This window comes from Jiangella endophytica (genome assembly GCF_003427025.1).
GTDB classification, from domain to species: Bacteria; Actinomycetota; Actinomycetes; order Jiangellales; family Jiangellaceae; genus Jiangella; species Jiangella endophytica.
The window spans coordinates 57,388-75,871 of sequence record NZ_QVAI01000010.1 but is presented as its reverse complement, the minus strand read 5'-3'; the positions used below and the strand labels follow the sequence as shown (position 1 = coordinate 75,871).

The window sequence follows — 18,484 nt, the reverse complement described above, 5'->3', positions numbered from 1 at the left end:
ACTTAAAGGACGTCGGTCGGTTGCGAGAATATCAGCGGGCTCGGACGGAACCGCGGGCGGCGCGCTGTCGGCCCCGTCACATGTCGTCGCGGCCGACCGGCGCGACGACGCGCAGCCCTGCGGCCCTGGCGGCATCGGCCCGCCGGTGGTCGTAGGCGACGAGCTCGCTCGTGACAGAGCGGGGTGAACTCACCGGGCGAAAACGCCGTGCGACCGGCCGGCCGCGCCGCCTACGGTGACGGTCATGGAGCTGCGCCCGGAGCGACCCGCCGACCACGCCGCCGTCGAGGAGGTCCATCGGCGGGCGTTCGGCGACGACGGCGAGCACGTGGCCGGTCTCACGCGCGACCTGCGCGGCCTGCTCTCCCCCACCAGCGGCCTGTCCCTGGTCGCCGCCGAGGGCGACCAGGTCGTCGGGCACGTGCTGTTCACGCGCAGTGTCCTCGACGCGCCGGAGCGGCTGGTCGACGTGCTGGTGCTGAGCCCGGTCGGGGTGCTCCCCGCGCACCAGCGGAGCGGCGTCGGCACGGCGCTCGTCGCCCGCGGCCTCGAACTGGCCGACGAGCAGGGGGCGCCCGCGGTGTTCCTCGAGGGCTCGCCGGGCTACTACCCGCGGTTCGGGTTCCGGCCCGGCGAGCCGCTCGGCTTCCGCAGGCCGTCGCTGCGCATCCCCGAGGCCGCGTTCCAGGTGCGGCTGCTCGGCCGGCACGAGCCGTGGATGACCGGCACCCTCGTGTACTCGGAGATCTTCTGGCGCCACGACGCCGTCGGCCTGCGCCAGGTCCAGGGCGTGCCTCCCGAGCCTCGGCCGTAGCGAGCGGCGTTCGGGTGGATGCCTCGCAAGGCCGAGGAAGGAGTCATAGCGGGGTGCTCTGACGACTGACGAGAACGCCGCGAGGCGCCGCCTGGGGCGTCGCGCGGTAGGCCACGGGCCCGGGAGATGCCTTAGGCGCGGCGGTGGTGGTCGACGTCGGTGTTCTCCATGCGGCCCCAGCCGTGCCAGCGGTCGACCTCGATCCAGACGCTGACGCGGCCCCGGTCGCGCCGGCGGTACGGCCCGCCCGTGTAGTGCCGCGCGAGCCGGTCGATGTCGGCCAGGTCGACGTCGTCGTGCACGTCGACGACGCGGCCCTGGAGGCTGACATGCGTGTACCAGTCGCCGTCGGCGAGCGCGGTGAGGCTGACCCGCGGGTCGGCCGCCAGGTGCTCCAGCCGCTTGCGCGACTCGTCGAGGTTGACCAGGACGCGCCCGTCCTCCCACAGGTACCAGGTCGCGACGGAGACCGGGCCGCCCGGCCCGATGGTCGCCATGACGGCCGGGTTGGGCCGGGCGAGGAACGCGCTGACGTCGTCAGGAAGGGGTGCCTTCGGCATCCCCCGATCCAACCACGGCCGCTCGGGCCGCCATGAACGGCGCGCGGTCGAAGACGAACCAGCTGTGGACGATGCGGCCGTCGGCGACACGGACGCATTCGGCGCCCGGCGCCCGGGCGACCAGCTGGGTGACCGAGTCGTACATGACGAGGGCGGTGTCGTCGTCGCCGAACGCGGCGATCAACGTGGCGCTGACCAGCTGCGTCACGTACGGCTCCAGGAACGCCCGGTAGGCGGCGATCCCCTCCAGGCGGCCGGGCGGGGCCTCGCAGACGACGTCGTCGGCGACGTGGCGCAGCGCGGCCTCCAGGTCGCCGCCGGCCCACGCGTGGTGGTAGGCGAGCGCGACGTCCAGGGCGGCACGAGTCATGATCGTTCCCTTCTCGATGAGTCCTTCACGAGTGCAGACACCGGCGCCGCGCGCGACGGAACGGTCGTGCGACGATGCGTCGGTGACCTCGGCGCTCCTGACCCGGGCCCGGGCCGGCGACCCCGACGCGTTCGCCGAGCTCGTCGAGCCGTTCCGGCGGGAGCTGCGGCTGCACTGCTATCGGCTGCTCGGCCGGCTGCCCGACGCCGAGGACGCGGTGCAGGAGACGCTGCTCGCGGCCTGGCGCGGGCTGCCGGAGTTCGAGGGACGGGCGTCGCTGCGGGGCTGGCTGTACCGCATCGCGACGCACCGCTGCCTGAACGCGATCCGCGACGCCGGGCGACGGCCGCCCCTCGCCCCGGTGCCGCCGTTCGACGCTCCGGAGCCGACCCGGCACCACGAGACCCCCTGGGTGCAGCCGTTCCCCGACGCACTGCTCCCCGAGCCCGCCCTTCTGCTGCGCGAACAGGTCGAGCTGGCCTTCGTCGAGGCGCTGCAGCTGCTGCCGCCCAGGCAGAGCGCCGCCCTGGTGCTGTGCGACGTGCTCGGCTTCCCACTCGCGGAGGCGGCGCGGCTGCTGGACACGTCGGCGACGGCGGTGAAGGGGACGCTGCAACGGGCCCGGTCGACGCTGCGGACGACGGCGTCCGGCCGGGGCGCGCCGCCGGCCGCGGACTCTCCCGCCGAACGCGACCTCACCGAGCGGTTCGCCGCGGCGTTCGTCGCCGACGATGTCGAGGCCGTGATCGCCCTGCTCACCGACGACGCCTGGCTGGCGATGCCGCCGGCGCCGCACCAGTACCTCGGGGCGGCGGCCGTCGCCGGGTTCCTCCGGGCCAGCGCCGGCTGGCGGGCCGGCCGCCGGTACACGCGGCTGGCGACGCGGGCGAACGGCCAGCCCGCGTTCGGCCTCTACCTCGACGCGGCGCCCGCCGGTCTCGTCGTCCTCACCCTCGACGGCGACCACGTCGCCGGCGTCACCCGCTTCATGGACGACACGCTCTACCCCTGGTTCGAGCTGCCGGGAGAGCTCAGCTGAGGCCGCGCATCTGCAGCACCTTGAGCGCCAGCGCGAGGTCGAGCCGCAGCTCGGGGTCGGTGGTGAACGGGCCGAGCATGCGCTCCAGCTTGCTGATGCGGTAGCGCAGCGTGTTGTAGTGGAAGTGCAGCTGCCGCGCGGCCTCGGCGACGTTGAGGTTGGTGTCGAGCAGCACCTTCAGGGTGTGCCGCAGGTCCTCCATCTCGGGGTCGTCCTCGGCCGCGAGGCCGTGCAGGGTCTCGCGCACGAAGCCGCGCAGCTCCTCGCGGTCCTCGATCTGGCTGAGCAGGCGGAACGAGCCGAGGCTGTCGAAATGGGCGAGCGAGCCGCGGCCGTTCATCTGCCGCCCGACGTCGACGGCGCGCCGGGCCTGCTCGTACCCCACCGGGAGGCGCGAGGGGTCGTCGACGATGCGGCTGACGCCGGTGGAGAACGAACGGCGCCCGCCGCCGCCGTCGCCGGAGACCTGGCGGACGACGTCGCGGACAGCGGACTCGGGGTCGGGGCGGGCGCCCACGGGCAGCAGCGCGACGACCTCCTGCGCGAACCCGACGACGGCGGCGCGCGGGTCGCGCCGCCCCACGACCGACTGCCAGGCGACGGTGAACCGCTCCTGCACCGGCCGCAGCTGCAGCCCCGACGACGCGGCCGGCCCGGCCTCCGGGTCGAGCTCGGCCACGACGACGACGAGGTCGCGGCCGACGTCCCAGCCGAGGGACTCGCAGTGCGCCACGATGCGCTCGCGGTCGCCGGCCCGCCCGGACAGCACGTCGCGCAGGAAGTCGCCGCGGTACTTGCTCTCGACGGCGGTGACGGCGAGCTGCTTGTTCACCGCCAGAGCGGCCACCGTCGCGGCCCGTTCCAGCACGTTGACGTCGGCGTCGTCCAGCGCGCGGTGCCGGGCGAAGGCGACGATGCGCCCGTGGTCGACCCGCCCGGCGACGATCGACACGACGGCGTGCCAGCCGGGCACGTCGACGTGGGAGTGGACGCCGCCCGGCTCGTACTCGGTGCGGAACCGGCCGGACGTGTCGAAGCACGGCGTGTGCCGCCACGACGAGAAGTCGTCGACGTTGCCGCCCTCGGCGAGCACCCGGCCGTCGGCCGTCGTCACCATGACCGGCACGCCGAGGACCGCGGACGTCTTCGTGACCAGCTCGGTCAGCCCGCCGCCGTCGAGCACCACCGACAGCAGCGCGTGGTGCACCTCCCACGACCGCTCCAGCGCCGCCGCCTGCTTGTTCAGCACGCCGGTGAGCACCTGGTTGAGGATGTCGTCGAACCCGACGGCGTCGGGCAGCAGCAAGAGCGGCAGGCCGAGGCGGTCCGCCTCGTGGATCATCTCCTCGGGCAGCGCGTCGAGGTAGCGATGCAGCTTGACGCCGAGCGCGGCCAGGCCGCGGGCGTCCAGCTCGGCGACCAACCCGGGCAGGCCCTGCGGCGTGTTGCGCAGCGGGTAACCGGTCGTGAGCAGCAGCTCGTGCGGCTTGACCCACGGCAGGATGTCGGGCACCTCCATGATGTTGGCGCGCTGGACGACGCGGTCCAGGCCGTCCTCCCCCGCGAGCAGCCGCGCGCCCGCCAGCGACGGGATCTCCATCGCCTTGCGCACCGTCAGCCCCGCCACCGCGCGGGGCGGCCACTTGCCACCGGCCGCTGGCAACTCCGGCGAACCCGGGGCCGGATCGTTGGCAAGTTTGCCCATGCGATGACCGTAGCGGTCCCGGCTACGTTCGTGGCAGTCCCAGTTCAGGTGATCTTGGACGGAACGGAGGTCGCGAGTGCCGGCACCGACGGTCCCGACCGGGGTCCGGGCCACCCGGCCATGGCCGGGTGACGTGTCCCGGCAGGTCCTGCCGGGCGCTGCCAGCACCGCCGTCGCCGCTCTCGTGGGAGGTCCACGGCTCGCCGGGGAGGTCGTGGCCGCCACCCGCACGATGACCGCCGTCCTGGTCGACCACGGCACCGGGCCGGTGCTCCTGTGCCTCACCGGCCCGGCCGCCGTGCGCCTGCCGTGCGCCGTCGTCACGCCGTGGCCGGTGTCCGGGCTGCGGCCCGGCCAGCGCGCACTGGTGGGCGAGGGCGAACTGCGCATCGGCGACGACGCCGACGGCGCGGTCGTCACCGTCGGACGCTGGTGGAGGATGCGGCCGGCCGTCATCGGCGACGTCGCGCTGGCCCGTCGGCGCACCGCCGGGCAGGAGGACAGTCCCGGGCTGGACGGCTCGGTCGTCGCGGCCGCGGGACGGCTCGGGCTGGCGCTGCTGTGCGGCGACGACGACGAGATCGCCGACGCCGTCGCCGGGTTGCTGGGGCTGGGCCCCGGCCTCACCCCGGCCGGCGACGACGTCCTGGCCGGCGCGCTGGTGGTCGGCGCCGCCGTGGGACCACGTGCCGCCGCGCGGCTGGCCGCCGCCGTCGAGGCCGCCGACCCGCTGCGCCGCACGACCGCCGTCTCCGCCGGACTACTCCCCTACGCCGCCCGCGGGCTGGCGGTTCCGCAGCTCACCACGTACCTCGCCGCGCTCGGCGCCACCCGCGGCGACGCCGGCGGGGCCGAGCGCAAGCTGCTCGCCGTCGGGCACACGTCCGGCGCGGCGCTGCGCCTGGGCGCCCGCGTCGCGCTCGCCGCACTCGCGGGGGCCGCTCGGTGATCCGGCACGTCGAGGTGCGTGCCGGCGCCTATCACGACTCCGTGACGTTGATGCAGGTCAGCCAGGCGGTCCAGGGCGAGGACGGGGTCGAGGGCGCGCTGGTCGCCATGGCCACCGAGCTGAACCTCGACCTGCTCGGCGGCATGGGCTTCGAGGTCCCCGCCGCCAGCCCGAACGACCTGGTCATCGGCGTGACGGCGGACGACGACGCCGCACTCGGCCGGGCGCTGGCCCGGGTCGAGACCGCGCTGGCGGCCCGTCCATCCGACAGCGGCGGAGGCTTCGGCGCCGCGGCGGCCCCGCGCACCGTCGGCTCCGCCGCCCGTCGCGACGGCGGCACCGTCGCGTTCGTCTCCACCCCGGGCCGGTACGCGTTCGCCGACGCGATGGACGCGCTGCAGCACGGTCTGCACGTCGTCGTGTTCTCCGACAACGTGCCGGTCGAGCAGGAGGTCCGGCTCAAGCAGGAGGCCGGCGACCGCGGCCTGCTGGTCATGGGGCCCGACTGCGGGACCGCGGTGGTCGGCGGCGTCGGCTTCGGGTTCGCCAACGTCGTGCGGCCGGGGCCGGTCGGCGTCGTCGCGGCGTCCGGCACGGGCGCGCAGCAACTGCTCAGCCTGCTCGACGGCGCGGGCGTCGGCATCAGCCACTGCCTCGGCGTCGGCGGCCGCGACCTGTCCGCCGCGGTGGGCGGCGCGTCGACCCTTGCGGCGCTGGACCTGCTGGCCGACGACGACGCCACCGAGGTGGTGGTCGTCGTCAGCAAGCCGCCCGCGCCGGAGGTGGCCGACGCCGTCCGGGAGCGGGCCGAGAAGCTCGGCAAACCGGTCGTCCTCGCGCTGCTCGGGCCCGGCCTGCCCGACCTCACCGACGTCGCCGAGACCGTCGTCACCACGGCCGGCGCTGAGTGGCAGCCGCCGCGGTCGTGGCCGTCGACGGCCCCCGCGACCGGCCGGTACCCCTACATCCGCGGCCTCTACGCCGGCGGCACCCTCTGCGACGAGGCCATGCTGCTGGTCAGCGCCGCGTTCGGGCCGGTGCGGTCGAACATCGCACTGGAGCCGGCGTGGGCGCTCGGACCCGGACTGGAGGCCGAAGGACACACGTTCATCGACTTCGGCGACGACACGCTGACCCGCGGCCGGCCGCATCCGATGATCGACAACTCGCTGCGCATCGAACGGCTGCTGGCCGAGGCCCGCGACCCGTCCTGCGGCGTCGTCCTGCTCGACGTCGTCCTGGGACACGGCGCGCACCCGGACCCGGCCGCGGAGCTGGCGCCGGCGATCGTCCGGGCCCGCAACGTCGCCGGTGCGCGCGGCCGCGACCTCGCCGTCGTCGTCGCGCTGGTCGGCACGGCCGACGACCCGCAAGGGCTGGAGGATCAGGCGCGGGCGCTGCGCGAGTCGGGCGCGTCAGTGCATCTGTCCGACGCGGCGGCGGCGCGAGCCGCGATCGCCCTGGTCGACGGGGGTCCGGAGTGAGCGACCTGCTGCGCGACGAGCCGCGCGTCGTCAGTGCCGGCGTCGACCTGTTCGCGGCCGCACTGGCCGCGCAGGCGGTGCCGGTGACGACGGTCGACTGGCGGCCGCCGGTGGCCGGGACGGAGGACGATCTCGCCCGGGTGCTGGCCGACCCGCGACGACCGGCGGCGAACGAGCAGGCGCTGGCCGCGATGCTGGCCGCGGGCGCCGACCTGGTCGACGTCCGGCCGGCCGGTGAGGTGCTCGGACTGCAGCCAGGACAGTTCCTGCACGCCGGGCCGCCGATCACGTGGGAGCGGGCGTCCGGGCCGCTGCGCGGCGCGCTGATCGGGGCGGCGCTGTTCGAGGGCCTGGCGGCGACGCCGTCCGCGGCCGAGGCGCTGCTGGCCTCGGGCGACGGCGTCGAATGGGCGCCGTGTCACGACCGCGGCGGCGTCGGGCCGATGGCCGGCGTCGTGTCGCCGTCGATGTGGCTGTTCGAGCTGGTCGACGACGCCGGCGGACGCACCGCGTGGTGCTCGCTGAACGAGGGCCTCGGGACGGTGCTGCGCTACGGCGCCTACGGCCCGCCCGTCATCGACCGGCTGCGCTGGATGTCGTCCGTGCTCGGGCCGCTGCTGCAGGCCGCCGTCCGCCGGCGCGGGCGGGTGGACGTCAAGGGGATCGTCGCGCAGATGGTCCAGATGGGCGACGAGGGCCACAACCGCAACCGGGCCGGCACGCTCATGCTCCTGCGCGACCTGCTGCCCTCGCTGGTCGACAGCGGCGCGCCGTCGGCGCAGGTGGCGGCCGTGGCGGAGTTCGTCGGCGGCAACGACCACTTCTTCCTGAACCTGGTCATGCCGGCCGGCAAGCTGCAGACGGCCGCCGCCGCGGACCTGCCCGGCTGCTCCGTCGTCACCACGATGGCCCGCAACGGCACCGACTTCGGGATCCAGGTGTCCGGGACCGGGCGGCAGTGGTTCACCGCGCCCGCCAACACGCCGGCCGGGCTCTACCTGGGTGCGTACGGCCCCGACGACGCCAACCCCGACATCGGCGACTCCGCGATCACCGAGACCATGGGGCTCGGCGGGTTCGCGATGGCGGCCGCCCCGGCGATCGTCCGGTTCGTCGGCGGCTCGGTGCCGGACGCGCTGGCGACCAGCCGCCTCATGTACGAGATCACCGTCGGCGAGAACCCGGCGTACGCCATCCCGATCCTGGAGTTCCGCGGCGCGCCGACCGGCATCGACGTCACGCTGGTGACCCGCACCGGGGTGCTGCCGCAGATCAACACCGGCATCGCCGGCCGGATCGCCGGCACCGGCCAGGTCGGCGCCGGCCTCGTCCAGCCGCCCATGGAGTGCTTCACGTCGGCCCTCTCCGCCCTGGCCGCCACCGCTCCCCCACCCGCCTTGGAATGATCACGTTCAGCAGGGGTGCTCACGCTCTGCGAGGCACGCATTCCTGGTGATCCGGTAGGACGCCTGGTGGAGTGGCCGGCAACCGCTTACCGGGCTCGGCATAGGCGAGTTCACGCCTCACCAGGCATGCATGCCTGCCGAAGCGGTCACGGCCCTACTGAACGTGATCATTCAAAGGGGGGAGGTCGGCGGGGGTGTCGACGTCGGCGGAGGTGCCGGTGCCGGTGCAGTCGACGGCCGTGACGAGCTCGGGGTGCGCCCGCAGGAAGGGGCGGGCGCCGACGTCGCCGTCGGCGAGAGCGGCGACCTCCGGCCAGACCGGACGAGCCAGCAGGACGGGGTTGCCGCGGCGGCCCTCGTAGGTCGCGACGGCGACGGAGACCTCCCCGGCCGCGGACGACCAGACCTGACGCAGCCTCTTCACGGCCTCGACGCCGACCCACGGCTGGTCCACCAGCGCCACCACCACGGCATCGGCCGTCACCGACCAGCTCAGCGCACGCAGGCCGGCCCGCAGCGACGACCCCATGCCCGTCGCCCAGTCCGGGTTGTGCACGACGATCGCGCCCGGCACGCTCAGCGACACCGCGCCGGACACCACGACGACCGGGGCGCAGCCGCCGCCGGACAGCAGCCGCACCGCGCGGTCGACCAGCCGCGACCCCTCGTACCGGACCAGCGCCTTCGGCCCGCCGTACCGGGAGCCCGACCCGGCGGCGAGCACGAGACCCGCGACGTCAGACGGCATCGGCGGCGAGCGGTTCTCGGTGGATCGGCCCGCTGGTGTCGCTGAGCCGGCGGCCGGACCCGCCCCACCGCGCCGCGATGATCTCCGCGGCGATCGACACGGCCGTCTCCTCGGGTGTGCGGGCGCCGATGTCGAGTCCCAGCGGCGACGCGAGCCGGGCCAGCTCGGCGTCGGTCAGGCCTTCGGCGCGCAGCCGGGCCAGCCGGTCGTGGTGGGTGCGCCGCGACCCCATCACCCCGATGTACGCGGCCGGCGTGCCGACCGCGGCGGCCAGCAGCGGCACGTCGAACTTGGGGTCGTGGGTAAGCACGCAGATCACGGTGCGCGAATCGACCGGCGTCGATGCGAGGTAGTCGTGCGGCCACTTGACCACGACCTCGTCGGCGTCGGGGAACCGGCGCCGCGTCGCGAACACCGGCCGTGCGTCGCACACCGTGACGTGGTAGCCGAGGAACCGGCCGACCCGGACGAGCGCGGCGGCGAAGTCGATGGCGCCGAACACCAGCATGCGCGGCCGCGGCGCGAACGACTGCACGAACACCTCGAGGTCGTCGAGGCGACGCTCGCCGGAGGCGCCGTAGCGGCGGATGGCGGTCATGCCCTGGTCGAGCATGCCGCGGGCGTCGTCGGCGACGGCGTCGTCGAGCCGCCGGCCGCCGAGCGTCCCGGCCGTGCGGTCGGGCCAGACGACCAGGTGCGCGCCGATGTCGCCCGGCCCGGCGACGACGGTGGCGACGGCGACCGGCTCGGCGGCGTCGACGCTCCCCGCGACGTCCACGAGTGTCGGGAACGTCTCGTGGTCGACCGCCTCGACGAACACGTCGATGATGCCTCCGCAGGTCAACCCGACGGCGAACGCGTCGTCGTCGCTGATGCCGTAGCGCTGCAGCACCGGCGGCCGGCCGGCCATGACCTCCTGCGCCAGCTCGTACACCGCGCCCTCGATGCAGCCGCCGGACACGCTGCCGACCGCCTCGCCGGCCTGGGTGACGGCCATCGACGCGCCGGGCTGGCGCGGCGCGGACTTGAACGTACTGACGACGGTGACCAGACCGGTCCGCCCGCCGTCGCCGACGGCGGCCACCAGCTCACGCATGACCTCTTGCACCGTCACCACCCCTCCCGGGCGGGTCGCGCCCGCCCCAACGGCTCGCGTCCGCCGAGCAGCGCGGCCAGCTCCTGCATCGCGCCCAGCGAGTGACCGGCGACGAGCCGGTCGACGTACGGCAGCGCCGCGCGCATCCCACCGGTACTTGGACTGTATCCTTTATATCCTCGGTGTGGGTTGACCCACACGATGCGCCGGGCCAGCCGCGCCAGCCGGGCCATCTGGTCGGCCAGCAGCGCCGGGTCGCCGCGCTCCCAGCCGTCGCTGCCGATGACGACGACGGCGCCGCGGGCGGTGCCGCGCTGCCCCCAGCGGTCGAGGAACTCCTTCAGCTCGTCGCCCAGCCGGGTGCCGCCGCTCCAGTCGTCGATGGCCGCCGACGCCGCCGTCAGCGCCGCCACCGGATCGCGCCGGCGCAGTTCACGCGTCACCCGGGTGAGCCGGGTGCCGACGGTGAACACCTCGGTCGCCGGCCGCACCCGGCAGGCGGCGTGGGCGAAGCGGAGCAGCGTCTCGGCGTACGGCGCCATCGATCCGCTGACGTCGACGAGGAAGACCAGCCGCCGCTGCCGGCGTCCGTGCCGCTGCCGCCGCAGGTCGACCGGCTCTCCGCCGTGGCGCAGCATGCTACGGACCGTCCGGCGCGCGTCGACCGGCCCGGACGGCGACGGGCGCAGCCGGCGGGTGACGCGGTCCGGGGCGGCCGGGAGCAGCGCGCTGATGTAGCGGCCGACCTCGGCGCGGTCGGCCGGGCCGAGGGTCGTCACGTCGCGGTTCCGGAGCACCTCGAGGCGACTGGCGGTGGCGATGCGCTGCCGCTCGGGGTCGGCGTCGTGGCCGTCGCGGGCGCCGTCGCCGGAGCCGTCCGGCAGCGCGATCAACCGGGTGACCGGCGGGACGGTGACCCGCCGCGGCGGACGGTCCGGGCGGCGGCCGAAGTGGGCGGCGAACACGCGGTCGTACCGCTCGACGTCCTCCGGTGACGCGCACAGTGTCACGCGGCCGGACCAGTAGACCGACCGCAGCGACCCCGCGCCGAGCACGTCGAGTGCCTCGAGCATCGCGTGCACCCGCGTGGGCGGGACATCGACGCCGGCCGCGGCCAGCCGCCGGGCGAACCCGACCACCTCGGCGTCGACCTCGATGTTCATGGCCGGCCGACCAGCTCCGCGACCTCGCCCATGATGCGCTCGGTGTCCTCCTGGTACTTGAGCACCGCGCCCAGCGTCCGGGTCGCGAGGTCGGCCGACAGCTCGGTCGCGCCGAGTGCCGTCAGCGCCGTCACCCAGTCGATCGACTCCGCCAGTCCGGGCGGTTTCAGCAGGTCGGCGGCGCGCAGCCGCTGCACCGTGCGGGCGACGTCGTCGGCCAGCCGTTCGCTGACACCCGGAAGATGCCGCCGGATGACCGCGACCTCACGCTCGAACGTCGGGTGGGCCAGCCAGTGGTAGAGGCAGCGCCGCTTGAGCGCGTCGTGCACCTCGCGGGTGCGGTTGCTGGTCACGACGACGACCGGCGGGGTCTCGGCGCGGACGGTGCCCAACTCCGGGATCGAGATGGTGAAGTCGGACAGCACCTCGAGCAGGAACGCCTCGAACTCGTCGTCGGCGCGGTCGACCTCGTCGACCAGCAGCACCGACGGCGTCGTCTCCAGCGCGCGCAGCAGCGGCCGGGCCAGCAGGAACCGGCGGTCGTACAGCTCGTGCTCGAGGCGGTCGACGTCGGTGACACCGGCGGCCTCGGCGGCACGCAGGTGCAGCAGCTGGCGCGGGAAGTCCCAGTCGTACAGCGCCTGCGCGGCGTCGACGCCCTCGTAGCACTGCAGCCGGATGAGCGGCGCGCCGAGGACCTCGGCCAGGGCCTGGGCGAGCGCCGTCTTGCCGACGCCGGCCTCGCCCTCGAGGAACAGCGGCCGGCCCATGCGCACCGCCAGGAACGCCGCCGTCGCCAGTCCCTCGTCGGCCAGGTACCCCGCGGCGTCGAGCCGCCGGGCCAGTTCGCCCGGCGTGGTCGCGGCGCTGTCAATGTCCGCCATGACCCAACGCTACGCCCGCGCGGCCCGCTAGGGCCCGAGGTAGGACCCGAGGACGTCAGCCTCGCGGCGGAGCCGGTCGGCGGCGTCGTGGCGCCCGTGGGCGTCGTACCGGCCGGCCTCGGCGCGACGCTCGGCGACCTGAGTCCGCAGGATCGCCCGCACGTCGTCGGCGGTCAGCTCGCGGCGCCGCACCTCGGCCGCGCCGAGCCCGGCGTGGGCGCCGGCGACGTGTTCGCTGGTCGCCGGTGGGGGCTGCGCCGCCGGGTCGACCGCCTCGGCGTCATCGACGGCCGCGAGAGCGGTCCGCAGCGCGGTGACGGCCTCGCGCCGGCGCTCCTTCATCGCGGCGGCGAGGTCGGCGCGGAGCCTGGCCCGCAGCGTCTGCGCGTCGGCGGTCATCGTCGATCTCCGTTCGGTCGGCACGTGCCTCCATCCTGCAACCGAACCAGGAGTGAGGCGGCCGATCGGTCAGGAATCGAGAAGCGGCCCCGGTCCGCCCCTTCTACCGTGATGAGCATGGAGAACGAGACGACGGACCAGACCCGCAAGAAGGGCACCCCCGGACGCCTGTCGCTGTGGTTCCAGCGCCGCACGAACACCAAGACGGTCGCGAAGATGCGCCGCAAGGGCAAGGGCCGGATGATGGGCATGGACGTGCTGATCCTGCACACGGCCGGGCGCCGGTCCGGGCAGCCGTTCCTGACGCCGATCGCGTGGTACGCCGACGACGACGGCGGGCGCCTGGTCGTCGCGTCCGGCGGCGGCAGCGCCGACCCGAACTGGTACCTCAACCTGACGGCGCACCCGGACCGCGCATCGGCCGAGCTGCCCGGCGAGAAGCCGCGGCCGGTCACACCGCACACGCTGGACGGCGCCGACCGCGACGAGGCGTGGCAGCGCATCGTCGCCGCCAACCCGCGGTTCGCGAAGTACCAGACCAAGAACGACCGCCTGTACCCGGTCGTCCGGCTCACCGAACGTTGACGCCGCCGCGGCCGGCCCGCCGCGTGGAAACCCCTTGAGCCGGTGCGACCGGATGGGCGATCCTCGTCATCGTGGCGCGCACCGGCTCGCTGCGGAGCGACGCCGCGTTCCGGTCGCTGTTCGCGGCCCGCACGATCTCGTTCCTCGGCGACTCCCTCAGCCTGGTCGCTCTGATGCTGCACGTCGCCGACACCGCCGGCCAAGCGCTCGCGGTCGCGCTGCTCCTGCTGGTCGGCGAGCTCGCACCGGCGTTGCTCAGCCCGCTCGCCGGTGCGGTCAGCGACCGCTGGGACCGGCGCCGGGTGATGATCGGCTGCGAGCTGGTGCAGGCCGGGCTGCTGGCCGCGATCGCGCTGGCACTCCCGCCGTTGCCGCTGCTGCTGGTGCTGGTCGGCGCGCGGGCGGTGGCCGGGCAGGTGTTCCTGCCCGCGTCGCGTGCCGCGATGGCGACACTGGTGCCGCCCCGCCGGCAGGCGGCGGCGAACTCGGCGCTCGGGCTGGCGACGAACGGCGGCGAGGCGGCCGGCCCGCTGGTCGCGGCCGCGCTGTTCCCGCTGGCCGGGGTGCAGGGCGTGCTGCTGGTCGACGCGGCGACGTTCCTGCTGTCGGCGCTGCTGCTGCTCCGGTTGCCGGCGCTCCCGCCGTCGGAGCCGGAGGCACCGCGCGGCGGGCTGCTCCGCGACGCCCGGGCCGGGCTCGGACACCTGTGGCGGGAGCCGGCGCTGCGGATCATCGGACTCGGCTTCTGCGCCGTCGTCGCGTTCAACGCGATCGACGACGTCGCGCTGGTGGTGCTGGCCAAGGACACCTTCGACGCGGGTGACTCCGCCGCCGGCGTGCTGCTGGCCGCCGTCGGCATCGGGCTGTTCGCCGGGTACGCACTGCTCGCCCGGTGGTCGTCGCGAGCGTCAATGCTGTGGCTGCTGGTCGCCGGGTTCGCCGTCAGCAGCGTCGGCAACCTGCTCACCGGGCTCGCCTGGGCGGTCGCGGCGGCGTTCACCCTGCAGACGATGCGCGGCCTCGGTATCGCCGCGATGGACGTCGCGACCAACACGCTGCTGCCGCGACTGGTGCCTGACGCACTGCTCGGCCGCGTGTTCGGCAACCTCTACGGGGCCATCGGGCTGGCCGCCGGCCTGTCGTACGTGGCCGGCGGCCTGCTGCTGGACGCGACGTCGGCGCCGGTGACGTTCCTGGTCGCCGGGGCGGGCGGCACGCTGGCCACCGTCGCCGTCGCAGTGACGCTTCCCCGCGCGCTGCGCCGCCGTCAGCCCTGAGCCAGCCGCTCGGCGAGCCGGTCGAACTGCTCGACGATGCCCGTCGCCATGCCGGTGGAGACGGCGAAGTCGAGGACCTCCGGCGACGGGAACGTGGTCAGCCAGTGCACCCGGGTGCCGCCGTCGACCTCCTCGAACGTGATGGTCTCGACGGCGGGCGGGACGCCGGCCGGCGCCGGATCCGGCGCCGTCGTGCGGACCAGCCGCTTCGGCGAGTCGACCTCGAGGTACTCCCCCAGGAACGCGACCTCGCCGCCCTCGTACCGGTTGATCCACTTCCACCGCCCGCCGGGCCGGACGTCCAGCTCGACCACCTCGGTGGTGGTGCCGTGCGGTCCGATCCAGTGCGCGACGTGCTCCGCCGTCGTCATGGCCGCCCACACCAGCTCGCGCGGTGCGGCGAACACCCGCTCGATGAGCAGGTCCGATCCCTCGGCGTCGACAGTGGTGGCGGCGTCGCCCAGTTCGCGTCGGGTCATGGCCGATCTCCCTTCTGCAGGTCGGCGAGGTACTGATCCAGCCGGTCGAGGCTGTCGCCGAGGAAGTCGCGGTACTGCTCCATCCACGTGACGACGTCGCGCAGCGGCTCCGGGCGCAGCCGGCAGGATCGCCACTGAGCCCGTCGCGTCTGCTCGATCAGCCCGGCCTTCTGCAGCACCTTCACGTGCTTGGAGATGGCCGGCAGCGACACGTCGAACGGTTCCGCCAGCTGCCCGACGGTGGCCTCGCCCCGGGTCAGCCGGGCCAGGATGGCGCGGCGCGTCGGGTCGGCGAGCGCGGTGAACGTCGCCGTGAGCGATTCGGCCTCGACCGTCATTTTCGCCTCCGGTTAATTAACTACACAGGAAAGTACAAATCTCGCCAAGAAATGTCAAGCGATCGTGTGAACCGGACGACACCCGGGCGCGTCATACGTTCACGGGCCGGATCGGCGGAGGACGTCGACCCATGCGGGGTCCGTGACCGTGACGATGCTCCCGACGCTGGGCGGCTGCGGGCTCAGCGATCGTTGGCAGCACACAGTGACCGCCTGTGCGGCGCCGGTCACCACGGTCACGTCTCCGCCGATCCGTCCCGCCAGGCCCAGTCGTGCCGCGGCAAGCCGCGCCGCACGCCGCCGAACACCTGAACGGCGAGGTATCCGCGACGCCGAGCTCGGCGCGCACGCCGTGCTGGCACGCCGTCGTGTACGGGCCTAGGATCGCGTCCACGGACGGGTCACCCGCCCACGGACCGCGTTGATCATGGAGAAGCGCAGCTTCCTGGCGCGGGGAAGCTGCGCTTCTCCATGATCAACTCCGGCGCCGGGCGAACAGCCGGGCGAACCGGCCACGCCGTGGCGGCGACGGCCGGGCCACTGGCGGCCGCGCCGGCGTGGCCGCCGGCGGCGGACCCGACATCCACTCGTCCGCGCGCCCGGGCGACGGCAGTCCGGCGAGGAAGGCGTCGGCCTCCTCGTGCGTCCACCGGTCCAGCAGGCCGAGGTCGTGCCCTTCGGACGCCCACAGGTCGTAGACGTCGTCGAGCTGCACGAACGGCTGGGCGTCGTCGTGACCTCCGTGGCCGATGCAGACGTGCGCCCACGACACGAGCTCCCCCGGCCGGACCCGCCCGGCGCGCAGCCGCCGCAGCATCGCCGCGAGCGCGGCCCGCTGCACGTCGTCCTCCAGGACGTCGGCCAGGCCCAGTTCGCACATGGTGTCGTCGATCAGGTCCGCGAGCTCGTACGCCGTGGCCGACGCCGGCTCCCCCGCCAGGATCCGCAGGCTCGGCGAGTCGAGCCCGGCCACCAGGGCGTCGGTCGCCGCGTCGATGACGTCCTTCGCGACGGCGGGCGTGAGCCGCCACAGGCTCACGGCGTCGGCCAGGGCGGCTCGCGCTGCGTCCGTCATGGGCTCATCGTGTCGAAGGGGCCGGACACAAGAGAAGGCCGCTCCGCCAGTTGGGGGGCAAGAGGCGGAGCGGCCCCCGGCTACCTCCCATCGTAGCCCAGCGTGACCGTCTTGTCGCACAACGTGACGAAAAGTCCACTGACCTGCACCGATACAAGGGGGCGATCATGCGGAAACTCCGCCGACCCATGCAACCGAGGGCCACGCTGAGGAGTGATTGATGGTGAGAGCCGATACCCGGTCGCACCGTCCGGGTCGGCAGTCAGGAGGTCCATCATGATCATCCGGCAACGGCTCCGGCGAACGGCGATCGCGCTCGCCACGGCCACCATCGTTCCGCTCGGCCTGCTGGCGACCAGTACGGCCGCGGACGCCGCGACCACGACCTACAAGGGACGCATCACCGAGGGCGTCAACGTCCGCAGCGCACCGACGTCGGCCGCGACGAAGGTCGGGTCGTACGCGAAGGGCGCGACCATCACGATCCAGTGCAAGGTGTTCGGCCCGTCGGTCAGCGGCAACAGCCTCTGGTACAAGCTGGCGAACGGCCGCTGGGTCAGCGCCCGCTACGTCGCCAACATCGGCACCGCGCCGCGCTTCTGCGGCGACGGCAAGGAGTACACCGGCCGGGTGTCGTCGTCGACGGCGCTCGCTGTCCGCAGCGGCCCGACGACCGCCAACGCCCGGGTCAGCTCGATCCCGCGTGGCGCGACGATGTCCATCGTCTGCAAGGTCGACTCGCAGAGCGTCGACGGCAACCGGCGCTGGTACCAGCTGACCGGCGACGGCGGCGGCCAGTGGGTGTCGGCCCGCTACGTGGCCAACGTCGGCGCAGCCCCGCCGTACTGCTGACCTCTGCCTGACTGATCGACGGCGCCGCCCGGCACCCAGCGGGGCGGCGCCGTCGAGTTAGCTCCGGGCCGCCGACCGGGGACGCACCCCGAGCAGCGTGAACGCCAGCGCTCCGGCGGCCGTGACCGCCAGCAGCACCAGCCCCACCCCGTAGCCGGGCAGCAGCAGTTCGAACGTCGCCCCCATGACCAGCGGCGGGAAGAAGCCGCCGAGTCCGCCGGCCGCGCCGACGATGCCGGTGACGGTGCCGACCTTCTCCGGCGGCGCCAGCTTCGCCACCCACGCGAACACGCCGCCGGTGCCGAGACCGAGGAAGAACGCGAGCGCGACGAACGCGACGCCGGCCGGGATCTCGACCGGCGGCTGGAACGCGACCACCACGGCCAGGACCGTCGTCCCCGCCAGCGAGATCGCGACGACCGTGCGCGGGCCGATGCGGTCGGACAGCACGCCGCCGAGCGGCCGCGCGACGACGGCGGCCAGCGCGAAGCCCGCGGTGCGGGTGCCGGCCGCCGTCAGGTCGAAGTCGTAGATGTCGTTCAGGTAGGTCGGCAGATAGGTCGAGAACGCGACGAACCCGCCGAACGCCACCGCGTACAGGAACGACATCTGCCACGTGACCGCCAGCCGCCCGGCCGCGGCCAGCTTCGGCACCACCGGCGCCGTGTTGGGCGTCCACGTCGGCGCGTCACGCATGAACGTCCAGCAGATCGCCGCCATCGCCACCAGCGCGGCCGCGACGATGACGTGCGTCGCGACGTAGCCGAACCAGTCCACGAACCGCGGCGTGAAGAACGCCGACAGCGCCGTCCCGCCCATCCCGGCACCGAACACCCCGGTCGCGAAGCCACGCCGGGACTGCTCGTACCAGGCGTTGACGAACGGGATGCCGACCGCGAACGTCGTGCCGGCGATGCCGAGGAAGAACCCGAACACCAGCAGCAGCGCGTACGACTCCGCCTCGCCGGCCACCGCGACCAGCAGTACGAACGGCGTCGAGATCAGCATCAGCACGGGGAACATCAGCCGGCCGCCGAACCGGTCGGTGAGCGCGCCGGCGAGGATCCGGCCGACCGAGCCGACCAGCACCGGGGTGGCCACCAGCAGCGACTTCTGCCCGGCGGTGAGGCCGAGGTCACCGGTGTAGCGCACGCCGAGCGGCGCGATCATGTTCCACGCCCAGAAACTGACCGCGAACGCGACGGTCGCCAGCGCCAGGTTGCGGGTCTGGCCCCGCCGGACGTCGTCGGTGGTCATGGCG

The 18,484-nt window shown here is 74.3% G+C and carries 20 protein-coding genes; 8 read left to right on the top strand and 12 right to left on the bottom strand.

Features of this window, described 5'->3' with window-relative positions; all coding sequences use genetic code 11:
* Positions 1 to 244 precede the first annotated feature (244 nt).
* Positions 245 to 814 carry a GNAT family N-acetyltransferase gene (locus tag DZA62_RS19965; RefSeq protein ID WP_116950678.1) on the top strand — a complete coding sequence of 190 codons (570 nt, stop codon included), beginning with the start codon at positions 245 to 247 and terminating at the stop codon, positions 812 to 814.
* Between the two features lie 131 nt (positions 815 to 945).
* Here the strand turns inward: DZA62_RS19965 and DZA62_RS19960 are convergent, their stop codons facing one another.
* Positions 946 to 1,374 carry a TIGR03618 family F420-dependent PPOX class oxidoreductase gene (locus DZA62_RS19960; protein WP_116950677.1) on the bottom strand — a complete coding sequence of 143 codons (429 nt, stop codon included), beginning with the start codon at positions 1,372 to 1,374 and terminating at the stop codon, positions 946 to 948.
* A complete protein-coding gene (locus tag DZA62_RS19955; RefSeq protein WP_116950676.1) occupies positions 1,352 to 1,744 on the bottom strand; it encodes a nuclear transport factor 2 family protein in 393 nt (130 codons plus the stop codon). The genes DZA62_RS19960 and DZA62_RS19955 overlap by 23 nt, the downstream gene beginning before the upstream one ends.
* Positions 1,745 to 1,826: 82 nt before the next feature.
* Here DZA62_RS19955 and DZA62_RS19950 point away from each other — a divergent pair, with 82 nt between their 5' ends.
* Positions 1,827 to 2,783: an RNA polymerase subunit sigma-70 gene (locus DZA62_RS19950; RefSeq protein WP_198663992.1), complete on the top strand. Its 957-nt coding sequence runs from the start codon at positions 1,827 to 1,829 to the stop codon at positions 2,781 to 2,783.
* Here the strand turns inward: DZA62_RS19950 and DZA62_RS19945 are convergent.
* Entirely contained in the window at positions 2,776 to 4,488 is a 1,713-nt protein-coding gene (locus DZA62_RS19945; protein WP_116950675.1) for a PucR family transcriptional regulator, read from the bottom strand. The two genes, DZA62_RS19950 and DZA62_RS19945, sit on opposite strands and share 8 nt — an antisense overlap.
* 76 nt (positions 4,489 to 4,564) lie before the next feature.
* Between DZA62_RS19945 and DZA62_RS19940 the strand changes: the two genes are divergently transcribed.
* From DZA62_RS19940 to DZA62_RS19930, 3 genes are read left to right on the top strand one after another with little or no spacing between them, the layout of a single operon-like run.
* Positions 4,565 to 5,437, top strand: a complete 873-nt coding sequence (locus DZA62_RS19940; RefSeq protein WP_116950674.1) for an oxamate carbamoyltransferase subunit AllH family protein — start codon at positions 4,565 to 4,567, stop codon at positions 5,435 to 5,437.
* A 50-nt stretch (positions 5,438 to 5,487) separates the two neighbouring features.
* Entirely contained in the window at positions 5,488 to 6,921 is a 1,434-nt protein-coding gene (locus DZA62_RS19935; RefSeq protein WP_116950879.1) for an FdrA family protein, read from the top strand.
* Entirely contained in the window at positions 6,918 to 8,327 is a 1,410-nt protein-coding gene (locus DZA62_RS19930) for a YlbE family protein (RefSeq protein WP_116950673.1), read from the top strand. Before DZA62_RS19935 ends, DZA62_RS19930 begins: the two co-directional genes overlap by 4 nt.
* Positions 8,328 to 8,481: 154 nt before the next feature.
* On the opposite strand, the gene DZA62_RS19925 is transcribed toward DZA62_RS19930, so the two are convergent.
* Genes DZA62_RS19925 through DZA62_RS19905 form a run of 5 tightly spaced genes read right to left on the bottom strand, consistent with a single transcriptional unit; the run spans position 8,482 to position 12,617 of the window.
* On the bottom strand, positions 8,482 to 9,075 hold the full coding sequence (locus DZA62_RS19925) for a nucleotidyltransferase family protein (protein WP_116950672.1): 594 nt from the start codon (positions 9,073 to 9,075) through the stop codon (positions 8,482 to 8,484).
* Entirely contained in the window at positions 9,065 to 10,171 is a 1,107-nt protein-coding gene (locus DZA62_RS19920) for an XdhC family protein (protein WP_198664021.1), read from the bottom strand. The genes DZA62_RS19925 and DZA62_RS19920 overlap by 11 nt, the downstream gene beginning before the upstream one ends.
* Positions 10,172 to 10,185: 14 nt before the next feature.
* Positions 10,186 to 11,334 (bottom strand): vWA domain-containing protein, encoded by a 1,149-nt coding sequence (locus DZA62_RS19915; protein ID WP_116950671.1) that lies wholly within the window; start codon positions 11,332 to 11,334, stop codon positions 10,186 to 10,188.
* Positions 11,331 to 12,218, bottom strand: a complete 888-nt coding sequence (locus DZA62_RS19910; RefSeq protein WP_116950670.1) for an AAA family ATPase — start codon at positions 12,216 to 12,218, stop codon at positions 11,331 to 11,333. The genes DZA62_RS19915 and DZA62_RS19910 overlap by 4 nt, the downstream gene beginning before the upstream one ends.
* A 27-nt stretch (positions 12,219 to 12,245) precedes the next feature.
* Positions 12,246 to 12,617 carry a GatB/YqeY domain-containing protein gene (locus DZA62_RS19905; protein ID WP_116950669.1) on the bottom strand — a complete coding sequence of 124 codons (372 nt, stop codon included), beginning with the start codon at positions 12,615 to 12,617 and terminating at the stop codon, positions 12,246 to 12,248.
* A gap of 117 nt (positions 12,618 to 12,734) precedes the next feature.
* On the opposite strand from DZA62_RS19905, the gene DZA62_RS19900 reads away from it, so the two are divergent.
* Together DZA62_RS19900 and DZA62_RS19895 are read left to right on the top strand one after the other, a co-directional pair.
* Positions 12,735 to 13,202: a nitroreductase family deazaflavin-dependent oxidoreductase gene (locus DZA62_RS19900; protein WP_198663990.1), complete on the top strand. Its 468-nt coding sequence runs from the start codon at positions 12,735 to 12,737 to the stop codon at positions 13,200 to 13,202.
* 71 nt (positions 13,203 to 13,273) lie between these two features.
* Positions 13,274 to 14,479, top strand: a complete 1,206-nt coding sequence (locus DZA62_RS19895; RefSeq protein ID WP_198663989.1) for an MFS transporter — start codon at positions 13,274 to 13,276, stop codon at positions 14,477 to 14,479.
* Here DZA62_RS19895 and DZA62_RS19890 read toward each other — a convergent pair.
* The 3 genes from DZA62_RS19890 to DZA62_RS19880 all read right to left on the bottom strand — a co-directional run bounded on the left by DZA62_RS19890 (position 14,470) and on the right by DZA62_RS19880 (position 16,371).
* Entirely contained in the window at positions 14,470 to 14,958 is a 489-nt protein-coding gene (locus DZA62_RS19890) for an SRPBCC domain-containing protein (protein ID WP_116950667.1), read from the bottom strand. The two genes, DZA62_RS19895 and DZA62_RS19890, sit on opposite strands and share 10 nt — an antisense overlap.
* A complete protein-coding gene (locus DZA62_RS19885; protein ID WP_116950666.1) occupies positions 14,955 to 15,296 on the bottom strand; it encodes an ArsR/SmtB family transcription factor in 342 nt (113 codons plus the stop codon). Before DZA62_RS19885 ends, DZA62_RS19890 begins: the two co-directional genes overlap by 4 nt.
* Before the next feature lie 475 nt (positions 15,297 to 15,771).
* Positions 15,772 to 16,371 carry a hypothetical protein gene (locus tag DZA62_RS19880; protein WP_116950665.1) on the bottom strand — a complete coding sequence of 200 codons (600 nt, stop codon included), beginning with the start codon at positions 16,369 to 16,371 and terminating at the stop codon, positions 15,772 to 15,774.
* A gap of 276 nt (positions 16,372 to 16,647) precedes the next feature.
* Between DZA62_RS19880 and DZA62_RS19875 the strand changes: the two genes are divergently transcribed.
* Positions 16,648 to 17,223, top strand: a complete 576-nt coding sequence (locus DZA62_RS19875) for an SH3 domain-containing protein (RefSeq protein WP_116950664.1) — start codon at positions 16,648 to 16,650, stop codon at positions 17,221 to 17,223.
* Positions 17,224 to 17,280: 57 nt separating this feature from the next.
* Here DZA62_RS19875 and DZA62_RS19870 read toward each other — a convergent pair whose 3' ends face one another.
* Positions 17,281 to 18,480, bottom strand: a complete 1,200-nt coding sequence (locus DZA62_RS19870) for an MFS transporter (RefSeq protein ID WP_116950663.1) — start codon at positions 18,478 to 18,480, stop codon at positions 17,281 to 17,283.
* Between the last annotated feature and the right edge of the window lie 4 nt (positions 18,481 to 18,484).